Source organism: Halomonas sp. IOP_14 (genome assembly GCF_021021315.1).
GTDB lineage: Bacteria > Pseudomonadota > Gammaproteobacteria > Pseudomonadales > Halomonadaceae > Vreelandella > Vreelandella titanicae.
Genome location: NZ_JAINWD010000011.1, coordinates 78,425 through 94,510, shown reverse-complemented (window position 1 = coordinate 94,510; position 16,086 = coordinate 78,425). Strand labels below are relative to the sequence as shown.

General features: G+C 57.9%; 12 protein-coding genes. 2 read left to right on the top strand and 10 right to left on the bottom strand.

What is annotated here, in order from left to right; genetic code table 11:
• Positions 1-31 precede the first annotated feature (31 nt).
• From K7H09_RS10925 to ptsP, 3 genes are read right to left on the bottom strand one after another with little or no spacing between them, the layout of a single operon-like run.
• The gene (locus tag K7H09_RS10925; protein ID WP_230804629.1) at positions 32-1,771 is read right to left on the bottom strand and encodes a PTS fructose-like transporter subunit IIB; all 1,740 of its coding nucleotides are present in this window, start codon (positions 1,769-1,771) and stop codon (positions 32-34) included.
• Positions 1,768-2,751 (bottom strand): 1-phosphofructokinase, encoded by a 984-nt coding sequence (gene pfkB, locus K7H09_RS10920; protein WP_041158635.1) that lies wholly within the window; start codon positions 2,749-2,751, stop codon positions 1,768-1,770. Before pfkB ends, K7H09_RS10925 begins: the two co-directional genes overlap by 4 nt.
• Positions 2,751-5,621, bottom strand: coding sequence for a phosphoenolpyruvate--protein phosphotransferase (gene ptsP / locus K7H09_RS10915; protein ID WP_230804627.1), 2,871 nt, complete (start codon positions 5,619-5,621; stop codon positions 2,751-2,753). Before ptsP ends, pfkB begins: the two co-directional genes overlap by 1 nt.
• Before the next feature lie 300 nt (positions 5,622-5,921).
• On the opposite strand from ptsP, the gene cra reads away from it, so the two are divergent.
• On the top strand, positions 5,922-6,899 hold the full coding sequence (gene cra, locus K7H09_RS10910) for a catabolite repressor/activator (RefSeq protein WP_041158633.1): 978 nt from the start codon (positions 5,922-5,924) through the stop codon (positions 6,897-6,899).
• Here the strand turns inward: cra and K7H09_RS10905 are convergent.
• Both K7H09_RS10905 and pyk read right to left on the bottom strand, forming a co-directional pair.
• Entirely contained in the window at positions 6,896-7,372 is a 477-nt protein-coding gene (locus K7H09_RS10905) for a methylglyoxal synthase (RefSeq protein ID WP_022523012.1), read from the bottom strand. The two genes, cra and K7H09_RS10905, sit on opposite strands and share 4 nt — an antisense overlap.
• 104 nt (positions 7,373-7,476) lie before the next feature.
• A complete protein-coding gene (pyk, locus tag K7H09_RS10900; protein ID WP_041158632.1) occupies positions 7,477-8,979 on the bottom strand; it encodes a pyruvate kinase in 1,503 nt (500 codons plus the stop codon).
• 211 nt (positions 8,980-9,190) lie between these two features.
• Between pyk and gap the strand changes: the two genes are divergently transcribed.
• Positions 9,191-10,195 carry a type I glyceraldehyde-3-phosphate dehydrogenase gene (gene gap, locus K7H09_RS10895; RefSeq protein ID WP_041158631.1) on the top strand — a complete coding sequence of 335 codons (1,005 nt, stop codon included), beginning with the start codon at positions 9,191-9,193 and terminating at the stop codon, positions 10,193-10,195.
• Between the two features lie 21 nt (positions 10,196-10,216).
• On the opposite strand, the gene K7H09_RS10890 is transcribed toward gap, so the two are convergent.
• From K7H09_RS10890 to K7H09_RS10870, 5 genes are all read right to left on the bottom strand, one after another.
• Entirely contained in the window at positions 10,217-11,266 is a 1,050-nt protein-coding gene (locus K7H09_RS10890) for a LacI family DNA-binding transcriptional regulator (protein ID WP_009287088.1), read from the bottom strand.
• Positions 11,267-11,431: 165 nt separating this feature from the next.
• Entirely contained in the window at positions 11,432-12,538 is a 1,107-nt protein-coding gene (locus K7H09_RS10885; protein WP_022523015.1) for an ABC transporter ATP-binding protein, read from the bottom strand.
• 62 nt (positions 12,539-12,600) lie between these two features.
• On the bottom strand, positions 12,601-14,220 hold the full coding sequence (locus tag K7H09_RS10880; protein WP_041158672.1) for an alpha-glucosidase family protein: 1,620 nt from the start codon (positions 14,218-14,220) through the stop codon (positions 12,601-12,603).
• A gap of 30 nt (positions 14,221-14,250) precedes the next feature.
• Complete coding sequence (locus tag K7H09_RS10875; RefSeq protein WP_035580176.1) at positions 14,251-15,093, bottom strand: carbohydrate ABC transporter permease; 843 nt, start codon at positions 15,091-15,093, stop codon at positions 14,251-14,253.
• Complete coding sequence (locus K7H09_RS10870) at positions 15,093-16,076, bottom strand: carbohydrate ABC transporter permease (protein ID WP_035580168.1); 984 nt, start codon at positions 16,074-16,076, stop codon at positions 15,093-15,095. The genes K7H09_RS10875 and K7H09_RS10870 overlap by 1 nt, the downstream gene beginning before the upstream one ends.
• Positions 16,077-16,086: the final 10 nt, after the last annotated feature.

Below are 16,086 nucleotides of genomic sequence, written 5' to 3'. Positions count from 1 at the left end.
TTCGCCTGCCCTCATTTTTTGGTAACAGCGGTTAGGTGGCGAGTGCTACCTGGGCCGCATCACGTTTGATAAACGCATAGCTTAAACCCGTCACCAACGAGCCAGCCACAATAGCGCCAAGGTAGAGCAGTACCGGGGTAATGGCGTTGGGAATCAGCAGTACGAAGATACCACCGTGAGGAGCCATGAGTTGCGCGCCTACCAGCATCGAGAGGGCGCCTGTGAGTGCGCCGCCCACCATGCAAGCGGGGATAACTCGTAGCGGGTCTTTCGCCGTAAAGGGAATCGCGCCTTCGCTGATAAAACAGAGGCCCAGTACAAAAGAGGCTTTGCCCGCTTCCCGCTCCGGTGCCGAGAACTTGTTGCGCGCTACAAAGCTGGCAATACCCATACCAATGGCAGGTACCATTCCCGCCGCCATGATCGCCGCCATGGGGCCGTAAGTTTCAGAGGCTAGCAGGCCTACGCCAAAGGTGTAAGCCGCTTTGTTGACCGGGCCACCCAGATCGAAACACATCATCGCGCCGAGCAGAATACCCAGTAGCACAGCGTTGGTGGAGCCCATGGACTCCAGGAAACTGGTCAGAGCATTAAGCAGCGCCGCGACCGGTTCGCCAATCACATAGATCATGGTGAGGCCGGTGACCAAACTGGCGACTAGCGGAATGATCAGAATCGGCTTCAGGGATTCAACGCTAGAGGGCAGTTTGACGTAGCGAGTAACCGCCAGCGCCACGTAGCCCGCCAGGAAACCCGCCAAAATACCGCCGATAAAGCCGGAGCCGATATTGGCCGCCAGCATGCCACCAATCATACCCGGTGCGATGCCGGGGCGGTCGGCGATGGAGTAGGCAATATAACCGGCCAGCACTGGAATCATCAGTGCAAAGGCGGTGCCACCGCCGATCTGCATCAGCGCTGCGGCCAGAGTGCCTTCCTGCTCAAAGGCCTCAATACCGAACACAAAGGAGAGTGCAATTAGCAGGCCGCCCGCTACGACCATCGGCAGCATAAAGGAAACGCCGGTGAGCAGGTGCTTATAAACGCCTTTCTCTTTGACGCTCTTATTTGCTGTGCCCGCATTGCTGCTGCCGTTCTCTATGGCGGCCTCGCTGAGCGCAGCTTCAAGCGTGGGGCGTGGTTTTTTTAGCGCGTTGCCAGTAGAAGTGCGGTAGATGCGCTTACCAGCGAACCGCGACGGATCAACGTCGATATCGCAGGCCAATACGACTATGTCGGCGTCGGCGATCTCTTCTTCGGTCAATTTATCTTGTGCGCCCACCGAGCCTTGGGTTTCCACGCGAATGGCGTGGCCCATGGCTTTGCCCGCCTCTGCGAGTGCTTCGGCGGCCATAAAGGTATGCGCCACGCCGGTGGGGCAGGCAGTGACGGCAACGATTTTCTTGCCACCCGCGCTGTTTGCAGCGGTAGATGCGCTAGTAGTAGAGGCGGCAGGTGCGCTATAAATCGGCGCTTCACGCTTAGCCTGGGCTAGAAAAGCGCTGGGATCGGGGAGTGCGCTGGCAATCGGTGCTTGGAATAGCCGCTTGCCTTCAAAGCGCTCTGGGGCAGGCACGTGATCGGCGGCGACCACGATCAAATCGGCATTGGCAATCTGCTCGGCAGTAGCGGCCTGGAGCGGCGCGACTTCGCCGTGCATTTCCACATGCGCCGACCAGCCTTGGCGCTGGGCGGCTTGTTCCAGGCGCTTAGCCGCGAGGAAGGTGGTCGCCATGCCGCTGGGGCAGGCGGTAATCAGAATAATATTCATAGCGTGGCTCCCTCGGTGATGGTGTCGTCAAGACGCCGTATCCGGGTGTGTTGTTGGAGTGAATCGAAATCGGCAGCGTGGGGGTTGCCCACGCCAACGTGGCGCACGGCCTCGGCCGAGAGCGCGGTGGCAAAGCGCAGCGTCTGTTCAGCGTCTTGCTGGCCGTTCTGATGAGTCAGCAGGCCGTGGAGCATGCCCGCGACGAAGGTATCGCCGGCGCAAACGGTATTCGTCGCGGTGACCTTAGGGGGTGTAGCGTGCCAGGCACCTTGAGCGTTAACCCACAGCACCCCTTCGGCACCCGCTGAAATCAGTGCATGAGCGATGCCGCTTTTATGCAGCCGTTTAGCCGCATTCAAGCGAGCATCAGAAGAGGTCATATCTTCGCTCGCCCACTCTGCCAGTTCGTTTTCATTAGGCTTAACACCGGCGGGGTGAGTCGCTATGGCCGCATTGAGTGCCGGGCCACTGGTATCTACCCAGAGCGGTACGCCGCTGGCGTTTAAGTGGTTTAACAGCGCGCTGAAATCGACCAGTGACAGCCCGGGGGGCAGGCTGCCCGCCACGACGACCGCCTGGGGGGGCGTCGCGCTGGAAAGCTCGGTATTTAGCGTGTCGATCAGCGCCTGCAAATGCGTGGCGTCAATGGGCATGCCGGGGCCATTAATATCGGTAACGCGGCCGCTTTGTTCCGCAATTTTGGCATTAATGCGGGTTTCTCCCGGCACGCGCACAAAGGCGTCGGTCAGGGAGTACTGGGTAAATGCCAATTGAAAGGGAGCGTCGTTATCGGCACCTAAAAAGCCGCTGACGGTGACGTCGTGGCCAAGGCCTGCCAATACGCGGGCAACGTTAACGCCTTTGCCTGCCGCTTCTAACTGCGCGCTGGTGGGACGGTTGACGCTGCCTAGCACCAAGGCGTCAAGAGTAAACGCCAAATCCAGTGCCGGGTTCAGGGTAATGCATAGCACGCGGGCCATTAGCGCGCCTCCAGTGCATCGCGCACTTTATCGCTAGTCGCCTGATTCAGCGCTAACTGAGCGCTGGCTTGGGCATCAGCGAAGTCAAACTCGCGCAGGCGGGCTTTAACCAGCGGGATCTGCCGCGCGCTGACGGAAAGCTCGTCCACGCCCAGGCCTACCAGCACCGGAATGGCTACGGCATCTGAGGCCAATTCGCCGCACACGCCGACCCATTTGCCTTGGGTATGGGCAGCCGCCACGGTCATTTGAATCAAACGCAGCACAGCAGGGTGCAAACCATCGGCTTGGGCAGAGAGTTCCGGGTGGCCGCGGTCGATAGCCAGGGTGTACTGGGTTAAGTCATTAGTGCCTACTGAGAAAAAATCCACCTCGGCGGCGAGGCTGGGTGCCAGCAGCGCGCTAGAGGGTATTTCAATCATCACCCCCAACTGCACATCGGTGGCGCGCTGGGAAGTAGGGATCTCTTTGAGTAGGCGATCGTAGATGGCTTTTACAGCGCGGAACTCAGCGATATCTTTGACCATCGGCAGCATAATCCGCAGGGGACTATCCTTGCCTGCCATCAATAACGCACGCAATTGGGTCTCGAGCACATCGGGCTGTGTCAGCGCTAAGCGAATACCGCGCAGACCCAGGAAGGGGTTGTCTTCTTGGGGTACCGGCCAGTAGGGCAGTGGCTTATCACCGCCGACATCTAATGTGCGCGCTACCAGCGGGCGGCCATCCAGGGCATCAATTGCCTGACGGTACTCGCTAATCTGAGTGGCTAAGTCTGGTGCGCTGGCGTGGGCCATGAACAGGAATTCAGTACGCAGCAGGCCAACGGCCTCAGCACCGCGCTCCACTGCATCAGCGGCGTGGGCAGTGTTGCCCAGGTTGGCGGCGACTTCCACACGGTGCCCATCGCGAGTTTGGGCGACCTCGAAGCGGCTTTCCCAGGCATCGGCTTCGCGCTGCTGGAGGTCTAGTAACTGCTGCTCGGCACGCTGTAGGCGCTCTTCGGAAGGTTGCGACGTCACTCGGCCACGCTCGCCATCCAGAATCATCATGCTGGCGTTGTTAAGCGCCATCACCGCTTGACCCGCGCCCACCACGGCGGGAATGCCCAGTGCACGGGCCAGAATAGCGCTGTGTGCCGTGGCGCCACCGCGCACGGTAAGCAGGCCGCGGACACGGGAAGTATCCAGCCGGGCCACATCGGAAGGGCCGATATCGTCCATCACCAGAATATAAGGGTGATCCGGCGGTTCGGGGAGCGTCACATCGCAGAGTACGCCCAACACCCGGCGACCTACGTCGCGCAGGTCGGCAGCGCGTTCGGCCAGCAGGCGGTCAGCGAGCATCTCCTGGGCGTGGGCCGCGGTTTCAATCGCTTCCCACCAGCCCACTTCCGCCGAGCGCCCTTCACGAATGGCATCCGTCGCCGCGTGATGGAGCTCCGGGTCGTCGAGCATCTCTTCGTGCATTGAAAGAATATCGGCGACTTCGCCACCGGGGGCGTTATGCACCAATGTCTGCAGCTGGGCGGCACCCTCTTTCAGCGCGCTATTTAAACGGCTGATTTCGTGTTCAGCGTCGCTGGCGTGTTCGGCGTACTCGAACTGCATCGGGCGAATGACAAATACTGGCGCAATGGCCAAGCCCGGCGAGGCGGCCACGCCGGCGTGGGGCGTATCGGCAGCGAGAGGCTCAACGGCCGGTGTAGCGGTGCTCGCTTCCTGCGTGTTATCAAAGCCGCCGTCAAAGGGCGTTACTTTTTCTCCCAGGCCCGATTCAACAGCCTCGGCGACGGCCTCTAGCGCCGCGTTTGCCTGCTCACCCTCGGCTGACAGCACCAGCCACTGGCCGCGGCGTGCGCCCAGGCCAATCACTTTGGTTAGACTGGCGGCGGAAACCGGGGTGGCGCTGCCTTCTTCCAAGCGTGCCTGAATCGGCATGGCTTGGGCGCGCGCTATCTGTACCAACTGTTTGGCGGGGCGAGCGTGCAGCCCATGGGGGTTGAGCACCCGTACCCGACGGGTTTGGGTATTTGCGGTTTCGCCCGCCAGGGTGGCTAACAGCTGATCGCTGGTTTTGCCCACCAGGCTTTGGCTTTCGCTGTTTTCCAACACCGCCATCAGTTGCTCTAGCAGGGGGCGGTGGGCATCGCCATGGGCGGCCAGGCAGAACAACGCATGCACCGGATGACCAGCACTTTCCAGGGTTTGTTCAGCAGGTGTGGCCACCCCAAGCGCGGGCTGGTTAACGCCCTGGGCGCTGCTAGCCAGCCACAGCCCTTTACCTAACCAGGTCGGCTGTGCCGCGGCGACGGCGGAAATAAAACTGTTATCGACACAGCCGCTTTGGCGTAAGCGGGCGGCTGCAGCCAGAGCGAGTTCTTGTGGGTCGCGTGCCGGAAAGTTGACGCATAGGGTGTCGGCATCCAGGCGCGGTTCTAATGCTGGTTTCGAAAGCAGCCGCGCTACATCTGCCGCGGAGGTGGCGTTTGCCAGTTGCTCGGAAACGCCTTCGCGATCCAGCACATGGGTGAGCTGGCGCAGAATATCCAGGTGCTCATCATTCTGGGCGGCAATCGTTACCAGTACGTGCACCTGCTGGCCGTCGTGCCACTCGATCCCTTGTGGAAACTGCAACACGCGCACGCCCGTCTGCTTCACATACTGACGGCTTTCCGGTGTACCGTGGGGTATTGCGATGGCGTTGCCTAGAAACGTTGATGATTGTGCCTCGCGGGCGTGTAGGCCGTCGCGGTACTCGGCCTCAACCAATCCGGCCTCAACCAGCGCCTCAGCGGCACTGTCCAAAGCGGTTTGCCAGCTGTCGGCGTGGCGGCCTAGCAAGATGTCATCGGGGCCGAGTGTCAACATAGTATTCTCCTGTAAACGCGCACTGTCGGCATTTTAATGGGGTAGCGTCGACGCAGCGTCGTGTACATAAAGTGATCGTCGTTAAATGATCATGGTAATGGCGTTGATGCCAATGAGATGAACCGTGTCGTTTCAGTCGGTTTATCCTTGCCATTAAATCTGGGTATGGTGCTTTTAAAGCTGAGCATAGTGCTATGCTGAATCGATTCACTGAATGACACAAGGTTTGGGCGTTTAGACTTTGGTCTGGTAGGCGCTAACTTGCTGATAAACTGCCCGGTCACACCAGGGGGAAACCGCATGACACTTGCCGATATTGCCCGGCTAGCCGGCGTCTCGCGCACCACTGCTAGCTACGTCATTAATGGTCAGGCCGAGCAGCGCCGCATTAGCTCAGCGACAATTGAAAAAGTGATGGCGGTGGTGCGGCAACACCGCTATCACATTGACCCTCAGGCGGCTGCGCTGCGCCGGGGTGCAAGCCGCTTGCTGGGGCTTATCGTGCCGGATTTGGAGAACATTAGTTATGCTCGCCTAGCCAAACGCCTGGAGCGGGGTGCACGGGAGCAGGATTATCAGCTGTTGATCGTAAGCTCAGATGACTGTGCAGAGAGTGAACGGACACTCGCGTTGGCGCTGCGTGCGCAACGCTGTGAGGTGTTGATAACCGCCAGTTGCTTGCCTAGCGACGATACTTTTTATGCCGACCTGGTAGACGAGGGATGGTGCGTGGTGGGGATGGACCGTGGCCTCAACCCGACGCGCTTTGCCAGTGTCGTGAGTAACGATCAGGAGGCGGCTAAGACGTTGACCCGTTCGGTGATCGGAGCGGCGACCAAGCGTATTGCCTGGTTGGAAGCGATGCCGGAGCTGTCGGTTAGCTGTGAGCGGCGGGTGGGTTTTCAGGCGGCCCTTGAAGGTAGCATGATTGAACCGCTTTATCTTACCGGGTCGCACTATGAACGTAGCGAAGGGGCGCGTTTAGCGATTCAATTGCTGGATGAACAGGGCGGTGCCGACGCACTGGTGACAGCGTCCTATACGCTGATGGAAGGGGTGTTTGATGTATTCTTGGAGCGCGGCGGTCTGCCGGAAAATATTCGTCTGGCCACCTTTGGTGATCACCGGCTGCTGGATTTCCTTCCTCAGCCAGTGAACTCGGCGCTACAGGATTATGACCGTATTGCCGAGTTAACATTGCGCTGTGCCCTAGCTGCTATGAACGGCCACTATGAGAGCGGGCTGCAGGTGGTGGCGCGTCATCTGCACCGGCGTTAAACCGTGCGCGCCTGGGCCCAAGCTGCTGCATCTGGTATCGACATATCGTAACTCTCGCTCAAGTAGGGCGAGGAGAGCACGAAGTCGGCGCTCGCCGCATTGCAGGCAACGGGGACATTCCACAGCGCCGCTAAACGCAGCAACGCTTTGACATCCGGGTCGTGGGGCTGGGGCGAGAAGGGATCCCAGAAGAAGATCAGCACATCCAGCCGCTGCTCCGCAATCCGAGCGCCAATCTGCTGGTCACCGCCCAGGGGGCCGCTCATTAGACCCTCGACTTCTAACCCTAACGCGGTTTTAAGCCGCTTAGACGTTGTTCCCGTGCCAATCAATTCGTGCTGGCTCAGCGTATCCTTCCAGCGAGTTGCCCACTCAAGCATTTCGCTCTTCTTGCCATCGTGGGCAATTAGCGCAATACGCTTGCGCGCTTGCAGCGTACGGATGGCTTGGCGGGGCGGTTGCGCGTCACTCATTTCGTCACTTCCCTCATGTTTCTATTGCCTTTCGGTCTTATGGCCGAATGGCTTTTCTTTTTAAAGGTCGCAAAAGCTAAAAGCTCGCTACAGAGGTTAGACCGTTACTCACTATCAAAGGCAAGGATTTTCATCGTATTAGTGCCCCCATGGGCATTCATATGGTCGCCGCGAGTGAGAATGACATGCTCGCCAGGGTGGATAAATCCCTGTGCCTGCAAGCATTTCAATGCTTCTTGGTTAAGGTTGGCCGGATCCATCTCGGTGGTGTCGAAAGGAATTGAAACCACGCCACGATAGAGCGCCATACGCCGCTGGGCGATAGGGCTGTGAGCCAACCCTACGATAGGCAGGCCGGAACGAATGCGCGATGCAATCAGCGGTGTATAGCCTGTGGAGGTCATGCAAGCGATGGCGCTGACGCCGGATAAGTGATTCGCAGCATACATCGCCGATAGCGCGATGGTTTCATCGATGCGCTCAAAGCCCTCATGAATACGGTGGCCTGACTCCTGAGCGAGACGCTCACGCTCGGCACCCAGACAAACACGGTTCATCGCTTCGATGGTTTCCACCGGGTAGTCACCTGCGGCGGTTTCCGCAGAGAGCATCACTGCATCGGTGGCGTCGAGCACCGCATTAGCCACGTCGAAGACCTCGGCGCGGGTGGGCAGCGGCGACTCGATCATCGATTCCATCATTTGGGTGGCGGTAATGACGGCGCGGTTGAGTGTGCGTGCGTGCTTGATAATGCGCTTCTGAGTACCAATCAGCGCGGCGTCGCCAATCTCAACGCCCAGGTCGCCCCTGGCCACCATGACCGCCTCAGAGGCTTCAATGATGCCATCCAGCGTAGCATCGTCGGCAACCGCTTCGGCGCGTTCAAGCTTAGCCACCAGGCCGATCTCTTTCCCGGCTTCGCCAAGCAGCTCGCGGGCTTCTTGCATATCTGCGGCGCTGCGCGGGAAGGAGACGGCTAAGTAGTCAACGCCAATCTCAATAGCGGTTTTTAGATCGGCCTTATCTTTCTCAGTAAGGGCGGGCGCTGAGAGTCCGCCTCCCTGTTTGTTAATGCCCTTATTGTTGGAGAGCTTGCCGCCTACGTGAACGCGGGTATGCACTTCTTGTCCAATTACACGAGTGACATCGAGTACCAAACGGCCATCGTCGAGCAGTAGGCGGTCGCCCTCAATGACATCATCGGCCAGTGTTTGATAGTCGCAGCCGACGCGTTCTGCAGTGCCGCTATTGGCGTCCAGCGCCATGTCCAAGACAAATGCCTGGCCGACATCGAGGTTGACGGCGCCTTCGACAAAACGCGCAATACGAATTTTCGGCCCTTGCAGGTCACCCAGCGCAGCAACGCTGCGGCCAAGGCGTTCGGCGATCTCGCGGACTTCGCTTAAGCGACGGCGGTGGTCGTCTGCCGAGCCGTGGGAGAAGTTAAGCCGCACCACATCCACACCGGCTTTTAGCATCGCTTCCAGCACGCCGGGGCGATCACTGGCGGGGCCGAGTGTGGCAACAATTTTGGTGCGCCTTAAAGGCGTATGGGAATGAGGGTTGGTAGACGCCGGTGTTGCTGTATTCGAGGTCGCATTCGTCATGGGCGCTCTCCTTGAGTAAAGGGATTGTGGGCAATTTAGTATTGGACTACGATAGCGTTTATATAGTAATTTTACTACATATTGGATATTTACTAGCCTTTTGGGGCGGTTGAAACGCTGTTTATCGGCCTCATGACGCTTAAATACGTATTTTTAGTAATTTTTTTACTAAAGATGCAGATTGTTACTATTGGTCAATTGAGGAGCTATCATGACAATAAGAGTTGCGATTAACGGATTTGGCCGTATTGGCCGCAATGTACTGCGCGCCCTTTACGAAAACAGCTACCGTGACCGCGTACAGGTCGTCGCCATTAACGATCTCGGCGACCCCTCGCTAAATTCCCACCTGCTGCGTCACGATACCGTGCATGGCCACTTCCCCTTTAAGGTAGAACACGACGCCGAGAGCATCACGGTGGATGGTGATCGTATCGCCATCTCCTCAGAGCGCGATCCAGCGGAGTTGCCGTGGGCATCGATGAATATCGATCTGGTGATGGAGTGCACCGGGTTGTTTACCAAGCGCGAGGCGGCGGCCAAGCATATCGAAGCGGGTGCCAAGCGCGTGCTGATTTCCGCACCCAGCCCCGACGCTGATGCGACGATTGTGTATGGCGTTAATGACCAAGTGTTGACCGCTGAGCACACGGTGGTCTCTAACGCTTCTTGCACCACCAACTGCCTAGCGCCGGTGGCCAAAGCGTTGAACGATGCAGTCGGTATCGAAAACGGCTTGATGACCACGGTGCACGCTTACACTAACGATCAGAACCTCTCGGATGTTTACCACTCTGACCCCTACCGGGCGCGCAGTGCAACGCACTCCATGATCCCGACCAAAACCGGCGCTGCCGCAGCGGTAGGCTTGGTGCTTCCAGAGCTGGCGGGTAAATTTGACGGCTTGGCCGTCCGCGTGCCGGTGATCAACGTCTCGCTGGTGGATCTGACCTTTACTGCCAGTCGCGATACCACTAAAGAAGAAATTAATGCCATCGTGGAGAAAGCCGCGGCTAACTCACCGGTATTAGCCGTTAACGCTGAACCGCTGGTCTCTATTGATTTCAACCACGATGCTAACTCATCGACCTTCGATGCTAATCACACCCGCGTGAATGGGCGTCTGGTTAAAATCATGGCGTGGTACGACAACGAGTGGGGTTTCTCCAACCGCATGCTGGATACCGCGCTGGCCATGCAGGCGACTGCCAGGTAATGCACTGCTAATTAACGCAATCTAAGGGCAGGTATCGCCCAGCAGTAACTCCGTTTGCAGCAACTGCTGGGCGAGGGGGATGCGGCCAAGAATCATCTGCGCTGCGACTCGCCCTTTGCCCACGCTATCCTGGCGCACCGTGGTTAAACGCGGTGCGCGGTACTGTCCTTCAGCAATGCCATCGAACCCGGTAATGCGTAACTCTTCCGGCACCCGTATACCGCGCTGCTCGGCCAGCGTTAGCGCCGTGAGTGCAATACGGTCAGACATGCACAGCAGCAGGTCTGGCCGTTGTTCTAGTGGCTGGTCGAGAATCTCGGCAATCACCGGCGAGCACACCTCAAAGGTATTCTCCTCGATATTCCAGAGCGGCACTTGCGCCACATCCACACCTTGCTCACTCAGCGCGTTATGAAAGCCCTCAAGGCGGGCACGGCTAATGGTGCTGGTGTTGGGCAGCAGCGTGTGCTCGGCCGTCACGCGGCCGTTGCAGACCTCTTTGGTTAAGCGCAGGTTGATAATCGCCGGGCGTTTGGGCAACTGGTTAAGCGCATGCTGGGCGATTTTATAGCTAGCAGCTGTATCATCGATATGCACCGTCGGGCAGCCTTCAATATCAAAATCGACGGCCACCAGGGTGCGTTGGGCGGGCAGTTCATCGAGCAGCTTATTGTTGGGCATTAATCCATAAACGATAAAGCCATCGGCGATATTGGCGGAGCCCGGCGGCTGTGAGGCATGGCCGCGACCCGGCAATAACAGCAGCGTGTGGCCGTGGGCATCAAGAACTTCGGCAACCCCTGATAAAAACTCGCTGGCCACGGCGTCGTTCAAACTGTAGGTCAGGCTTTCCGCAAGAATCACCGCAATAATCCGCGAGCGGCCGGTGCGCAGGCTGCGCGCTTTGGCGTCAGGGCCGCTGTACCCCAGCCTTTTCGCCTCTTTGAGTATGCGTTCGCGCAGGGCTGGAGAAAGCTGATCCGGCCGGTTAAAGGCATTGGAAATCGTGGCAGTGGAGACGTTGAGTTCCTGCGCAAGATCCTTGAGTGTCATACGGCGCTGATCAGTCACGGTACTTCCTTATACAGGCTTTTTTAATAATTGAAGATTAGCTATTCAAAGGATGTGCATAATAAAATCGACCCGCTGTGTGCTGCCACTCCCCATGATAAGCGAAGGGAAGGTTAGGCACACACAGAGGGTCGTTAAAGCGGGTATCTTGGTTGACTCTTGTGCTTAAGCCGCTGCTTGTTGAGTGGATAACGTCAGTGCTGCACCGCTCTCATCAAACAGGTGGACTTTTTCCCAATCCGCTGCCAGCGACACCTGCTGGCCTTCCTGCCACTGGCTGGGCGCTTCGCTGCGATGAATCAACAGCGTGTCGCCCTGTTTGGGCTCAAGGTAGACGTAAACTTCGTTACCTAAATACTCGACATTGACGATATCGAAGCAGTTGTCATCAGTGGGTGCCGCTAAGCATAGGTGCTCTGGGCGAATGCCGAGGGTCAATGCTTCGCCGCTTTGCCGCTGCTGGGCATTCTGGGGCAGGGCGAGCTCGCCAACTCCTACGGCTCGCACACGACAGCCGTTGGCGTCACCAGCGAGTAACTCTGCGGGCATGAAGTTCATGGTGGGCGAGCCGATAAACCCGGCAACGAATTTCGTCGCCGGGCGCTGGTACAACTCGTGGGGGCTGCCTACCTGCTCAACGTGTCCGCCATTGAGCACCACAATTTTGTCGGCCAGGGTCATGGCCTCCACCTGGTCGTGGGTCACGTAAATCATGGTGGAACCAAGGCGGTTATGCAGCCGTGCGATCTCGTTACGCATTTGTACCCGCAGCGAGGCATCCAGGTTGGAGAGTGGCTCGTCAAACAGCAGAATACGCGGTTCACGCGCCATGGCACGGCCCATGGCCACCCGCTGGCGTTGGCCCCCGGAAAGGGCTTTTGGCTTACGGTGCAGCAGCTCTTCAAGCTGCAGAATCTTTGCTGTGCTCATGACCCGCTCGTGCACGGTCTCTTTGGCGGTCTTGGCCAGTTTCAGGCCAAACGCCATATTGTCGTAAACGGTCATATGCGGGTAGAGCGCATAGGATTGAAACACCATGCCCACACCGCGTTCCCGCGGTGGCAAGTCATTGACCACGGTGTCATCCATGCTCAGGTCGCCATCGCTAATCGATTCCAAACCGGCTATCAGGCGCAAAAGGGTCGACTTGCCGCAGCCGGAGGGGCCAACGAAAACCACAAATTCGCCGTCGCCAATATGTAGGTCCACATCGTTAATAATGTGATCGCTGCCAAACACTTTGTTGATCTTACTAAGCGTAACACTTGCCATAGGTGACTCCTTGCCGACCTCAATGCTTATGTCTTCTGGGTCGGCCTGTTGTTGTTTAGAGCTTATGAGACGACGCGCATAAAGGCCGCTTGATACCCCGGTAGCGTCAGGCTGTCACCGTCGCGCTGGGGGGTAAAGCCGTGGCCCTGCAAATCGCATTCAATCGCTAGTGGCAGATTAACCGTCTGCGCTTCGGCGGTGAGGTTGAAAACACACAGCAGTGTTTCTTCCCCTTTTTGTCGGCTAAAACCGAGCAGCGTTTCGCCTACATCGACCAGCGTTAAGTCACCATCGAACAGTGCGGGGTGCTGACGACGGAAGGCCAGCATGCTGCGCAGCGCATTCAAGGTGGAGTTGGCATCATCCTGTTGGCGGCTGACCGCCATATCCCGATGACTGGTCTCTATGGGGAGCCAAGGTTCAACGCTGGAAAAACCGCCATGTTCGCTATCGTTCCAGGGCATTGGCGTGCGGCAACCGTCGCGACCTTTGAATTCCGGCCAGAGCACTTTGCCGTAGGGGTCTTGGATGCGCTCAAAGGGCACGTCGGCTTCCGGCAGGCCGAGCTCTTCGCCTTGGTACAGGCAGACGCTACCGCGCAGCGAGCAGAGCATGGCTAGGGCCACTTTAGGGTAGGCGGTGGGGTCTTCGCCAGTGCCCCAGCGGGTGGCACTGCGTACGACGTCATGATTGGAGGTTGCCCAGCAGGGCCAGGCGTCGCCTGCCAGGCGTTGAAAGCGCTCCAGCACTTCATGAATATAGCGCGCCGAGTGGGGTGTGTTGAGTAGGTCGAAGGTGTAGGCCATATGCAGCTTGTCGCCGCCTGCGGTGTACTCGGCCATGCGCTCCAGGGGGTTATCATCACCAATTTCACCCACTGTCGTGGCGCCCGGATATTCATCCATTAACGCCCGCAGGTCTTTCAAGAAGTCGAGATTCTCCGGGCGGCTAAGGTCATAAACGTGGCGCTGCCAGGTGTAAGGGTTGGTTTCCGGAGCGCCCAGGGTTTTGGCTTCGCCTTTGGGAACCGGCGGATTGTCGCGCAGCTCGGCGTCGTGGAAGTAGAAGTTAACCGTATCGAGGCGGAAACCATCAACGCCCAGATCCAGCCAGAAGCGCATATTATCCAACTGCGCCTGCCGTGCTTCCGGGTTATGGAAGTTTACGTCCGGCTGGCTGGTTAGAAAGTTATGCATATAGTACTGCTGGCGGCGTGAATCAAACGTCCACGCCGGGCCACCGAAAATCGATAGCCAGTTGTTGGGTGGCGTGCCGTCCGGCTTGGGGTCAGCCCATACAAACCAGTCGGCCTTGGGGTTGGTGCGGTTTTGGCGACTCTCCTGGAACCAAGCGTGTTGATCCGAGGTGTGGCTAATCACCTGGTCGATCATCACCTTAAGGCCAAGCGAGTGGGCTTTTTCCAGCAGCGCTTTAAAGTCCGCCAGGGTGCCGAACATGGGGTCGACGTCGCAGTAGTCGCTAATGTCGTAGCCAAAATCGAGCATTGGCGAGGTGAAAAACGGCGATAGCCAGATACCGTCCACGTTTAGTGACGCCACGTAATCGAGTTTTTCAGTAATGCCGTTAAGATCGCCAATACCGTCACCGCGGCTATCCATAAAGCTACGCGGGTAGATCTGGTAGATAACGCCGCCGCGCCACCAGAGTGTGTTGTCTTGCATCTTAGTATCCATCGTTGACATAAACATTCCTTAGCCTTTAACGGCGCCTGCGGTAAGGCCTGACACAATGCGGCGCTGGAAGATAATCACTAATACGACCAGGGGCACCGTGACCACCACAGAAGCGGCCATAATCGGCCCCCAGGGCAGTTCGTAGGCGCTGCCGCCTGACAGCAGCGCGATGGCAACGGGCACCGTGCGCTGTGTGTCGGTGAGTGTGAAGGTGAGGGCAAACAGAAACTCGTTCCAAGCGGCGATAAATGCCAGCAGTCCCGTGGTCGCCATGGCAGGCCACATGAGCGGCAGAAATACCTTGGTAATGGTCACCCAGGGTGTGGCGCCGTCCATAATGGCGGCCTCTTCCAGCTCCATGGGTAGCTGCTTCATAAAGGTGGTCAGCACCCACACGGTGAAGGGCAGGGTGAAGATGGTGTAGCTTAAAATCAGCCCGGCGGGGTTGTTGTAAAGGTTGAGCGCACGGATCACCTCAAACAGCCCGGAAAGCACCGCCACCTGGGGAAACATCGAAACGCCGAGAATCACCAGCAGCACCGTAGAGCGCCCGCGAAAGCGCACGCGGCCCAGGGCGTAAGAAGCGGTAATGCCGAGTAGCAGGGCAATGAACACCACGCTAAACGCGACGATGATTGAGTTGAAAATGGCGCGCAGAAAGCTGGTCTGGGTGAAGATGCTGATGTAGTTATCGAAGTTCCAGTTCGAAGGCCATAGCTCAACCCGGAACAGGTCGCTCGACGGTTTTAACGAGGTGACCACCGCGTAGTAGAAGGGAAAAACGGCATACACCATGATCAGCACAATCAGCGCCCAAAACCCGATGCGCTTGGCTATTTTGGCCAACTGACGCGTATTCATTAGTCGCCTCCCAATTGGATTTGTTTACGCCCAACGTAGAGGTAAGCCACGGTAGCCAGGGCAATGATCAAGAACAGCAGGGTAGAAGCGGCGCTGCCGTAACCGACATCCTGAAACTCGACCAGCTGTTGGCGGGCGTATACCGACATCGACATGGTGCTGGTGGAGTTGGAGGTGAGTACGTAGATAACATCGAAGACACGCAGCGCATCCAGCAGGCGGAAGATCACCGCGACCATTAACGCCGGGGTAATCAACGGTAGGGTAACTTTGAAGAACACCCGCAGCGGGTGAATGCCGTCTACCTCGGCGGCCTCATAGCAATCCTTGGGCAGCATCTGCAGAGCCGCAAGCACCAGCAGCGCCACGAAGGGAATGGTTTTCCATACATCGACCATAATTACCGCCCACATGGAGTAGGTGGCGTTAGCCGTCCAGGCGATGGGAGCGTCAATCACACCCAGGCCCATCAGCATATGGTTGATGATGCCGAACTGGTCGTTGAGCATCCATGCCCACATTTGCGCGGAAACAATGGTTGGGATTGCCCAGGGAATCAGCACCGCAGCGCGCACAATTACACGCCCCTTGAACTCGGCGTTCAAAATCAGCGCCACAATGACCCCGAAAACCACTTCCAGCGATACCGACACCACCGAGAAGTAGACGGTGTTCCATACCGACTGCCACCACACCGAGTCGGCCAGTACCCCATACCAGCGGCCATCGTCATAGACGAGATAATTCTCAAAGCCAATCAGATTGGCAGCGCCTAAATCTGACAGTGATGCATCGGTGAAGCTGAGAAAAAAGGTGCGCACCAGTGGCCAGCCAGCGACCAGGGTTAACGCAATCAGCATGGGGGCTAAAAAAAGCCAGGCGGCTTTAACCCGCTGTCGGCGAACCTTAGTGCCCCGGCGCGGCTTGGTAGTGAAAGAACGCGCCCCGGCGGGCGCGTCATCATGCTTGATGGAGGTCGACATGGAAAGGCTC

Excerpts from the sequence above, each read along its gene's own strand:
- K7H09_RS10880 (WP_041158672.1), bottom strand. The coding sequence starts at position 14,220 with ATGCAAGACAACACACTCTGGTGGCGCGGCGGCGTTATCTACCAGATC.
- K7H09_RS10925 (WP_230804629.1), bottom strand. The coding sequence starts at position 1,771 with ATGAATATTATTCTGATTACCGCCTGCCCCAGCGGCATGGCGACCACC.
- K7H09_RS10905 (WP_022523012.1), bottom strand. The coding sequence starts at position 7,372 with ATGAGTGACGCGCAACCGCCCCGCCAAGCCATCCGTACGCTGCAAGCG.
- ptsP (WP_230804627.1), bottom strand. The coding sequence starts at position 5,621 with ATGTTGACACTCGGCCCCGATGACATCTTGCTAGGCCGCCACGCCGAC.
- pyk (WP_041158632.1), bottom strand. The coding sequence starts at position 8,979 with ATGACGAATGCGACCTCGAATACAGCAACACCGGCGTCTACCAACCCT.
- gap (WP_041158631.1), top strand. The coding sequence starts at position 9,191 with ATGACAATAAGAGTTGCGATTAACGGATTTGGCCGTATTGGCCGCAAT.
- cra (WP_041158633.1), top strand. The coding sequence starts at position 5,922 with ATGACACTTGCCGATATTGCCCGGCTAGCCGGCGTCTCGCGCACCACT.
- K7H09_RS10885 (WP_022523015.1), bottom strand. The coding sequence starts at position 12,538 with ATGGCAAGTGTTACGCTTAGTAAGATCAACAAAGTGTTTGGCAGCGAT.
- K7H09_RS10870 (WP_035580168.1), bottom strand. The coding sequence starts at position 16,076 with ATGTCGACCTCCATCAAGCATGATGACGCGCCCGCCGGGGCGCGTTCT.
- K7H09_RS10875 (WP_035580176.1), bottom strand. The coding sequence starts at position 15,093 with ATGAATACGCGTCAGTTGGCCAAAATAGCCAAGCGCATCGGGTTTTGG.
- pfkB (WP_041158635.1), bottom strand. The coding sequence starts at position 2,751 with ATGGCCCGCGTGCTATGCATTACCCTGAACCCGGCACTGGATTTGGCG.